Annotated in this window: 3 protein-coding genes; 2 read left to right on the top strand and 1 reads right to left on the bottom strand. The window is 67.5% G+C overall.

Annotated elements, in window-relative coordinates:
* Nucleotides 1-664 precede the first annotated feature (664 nt).
* Entirely contained in the window at nt 665-805 is a 141-nt protein-coding gene (locus ABZV38_RS40285) for a hypothetical protein (RefSeq protein WP_356333917.1), read from the top strand.
* A 179-nt stretch (nt 806-984) separates the two neighbouring features.
* On the opposite strand, the gene ABZV38_RS40280 is transcribed toward ABZV38_RS40285, so the two are convergent.
* A complete protein-coding gene (locus ABZV38_RS40280) occupies nt 985-1,191 on the bottom strand; it encodes a hypothetical protein (protein WP_356333915.1) in 207 nt (68 codons plus the stop codon).
* Between the two features lie 182 nt (nt 1,192-1,373).
* On the opposite strand from ABZV38_RS40280, the gene ABZV38_RS40275 reads away from it, so the two are divergent.
* Nucleotides 1,374-1,757 (top strand): hypothetical protein, encoded by a 384-nt coding sequence (locus ABZV38_RS40275; RefSeq protein ID WP_356333913.1) that lies wholly within the window; start codon nt 1,374-1,376, stop codon nt 1,755-1,757.
* Nucleotides 1,758-1,826 lie beyond the last annotated feature (69 nt).

The raw sequence follows: 1,826 nt of genomic DNA, 5'->3' as shown, positions 1-1,826 counted from the left end.
CACACCCGCACCCCGCCACCCAGTCGGCAAGAAACAGCGCAAAACGGATATGCCTAGACGCGGCGGGGCCGAGCAGCAGCCTTAAAGATCAAGCTAAGGGGGGCAGCCTCGTCGACCCGGCCGACGCGCGCTCCATGCACAGGCGGTGCAACAGCTCCAAAGGGAACCGGGTCGGGCCGCAGCCGCTCAGGACGTCACAGGGATGGTGATGTCGTGCTGATCGTCGTCACCGGCCCACCCGGCGCCGGCAGGTCCAGCTACATCAAGGCGCACGCCAAGCCGCAGGATATTGTCATCGACCTGGACCTCATGGCCCTGGCCATGGCCGGCCCCGGTGCTGACGGTGAAGACGGCGCCGACGGCGTCGGCGCGCCAGGACCGACGGGCGCTCCGGGTACGGACGGACAGTCCGTCGTGGGCCCGAAGGGCGACACCGGCCCTGCAGGCACGCTGGGGGCGGACGGCAAGGACGGTGCAGGCGGTAAGGGCGCCGACGGGCAGACCTGCCCGGACGGTTACTCTCTCCAGGCCCCACCGGATGATCCGGATGCCCTGGTGTGCCGCCGTTGCGGTGCCGAGGCACCGTCCTCGGGCCAGTCCCGCAACCCCCACGGGCTGCTCGGCCTCGGGGCCCTCACAGCTACTGCGATGTACAGGAGACTCGATGGTCGATGCCCCGCCCCGTCAGATGCAGCGGAACGTGAAACCGCTGACGGACACTATTGCCGGGCCGCCGCCAGCACCGCAGTACGCCGGGCTGTTCATCGAGCCCGACATCCCGCCCCTCGACGACGAGCCTGAGTAACGGATGCCCCCGCTGCCCTCTGGGTGGCGGGGGCGTCTTCGTGTCTGAGACCAAACGGCTCCTCAGTGGTAACTAAGGGCAGGTCTCCTTGTACTTGACCGCAGTGAACTTGACAGGCTGCCCACGCAGGGCGTCGGGCACGTGCCGGGCACGGCTATGGTTCCGGGTAGGCGTGGCCTCTACAGCGTTTCGTCTCGGGCCAAGATCAGGCTGACCGAGCCCTCTTCGAGAGTGATACCGGCCTCAAGATGCTCGTGGTACCCGTCCCTGAGTTCGGGATCAGCGAGCCCCATGAGTCGCTCAGCCAGGCCCCGCAACCCTGCGGCATTGGCCGCAACGGTGATTTCGGTTGCTGAGCCGTACACCTTGATCCGGGGTTCATCCATGCGGCCACGCTACCGCGAGCGTTCACGTCCCACCTCAACCCACCACCCGGGGCCCTGCTCGGCGAGCACGTAACGACGTGGGCGGCCTTGGCCATCAGGCGTTGCCCTCTCTGTCAGCCTTGGGTGAGACATCCCGTTCTGCGGGGTTAGCCTGAGAGGGCACGACAGGAGAACCGTTTCTTATGCCCAGCACAGAACCCGTCGGGTCCGACCCGGCGCCGGGGCCGAAGCGCCGCACTTTCACCTCGGAGTACAAACTGCGGATCGTCGCCGAGTACGACGCCGCGCCCAGGAACGAGAAGGGTGCGGTCCTGCGCCGGGAACGGCTCTACCACTCGCATGTCAAGGAGTGGCGGGCCGGTCGGGATGCCGGGGCTCTGGAAAACCTGGTCGACCGCCGGACCAGCCCGGCCCGTTCGAAGAAGTCCGCCGCGGAGGTGGAGAACGAGAAGCTGCGGCAGCAGGTGGAGCGGCTGCAGAAGGACCTGGCCCGGAACAAGGCCGCGCTCGAGGTGATGGGAAAAGCTTCCGCGCTCTTGGAAATGATCTCCGAGAGCGCGGACTGAAGCCTGCCGCCGACCCTGTCGTGGACGAGGCGTTCACCGGCGTCGAGGCACAGCTGGGCATCACGGCCG

The sequence above is a fragment of the Streptomyces sp. NPDC005181 genome, from assembly GCF_040608395.1.
Lineage (GTDB): Bacteria > Actinomycetota > Actinomycetes > Streptomycetales > Streptomycetaceae > Streptomyces.
This window is presented reverse-complemented; position numbering and strand designations above follow the sequence as displayed.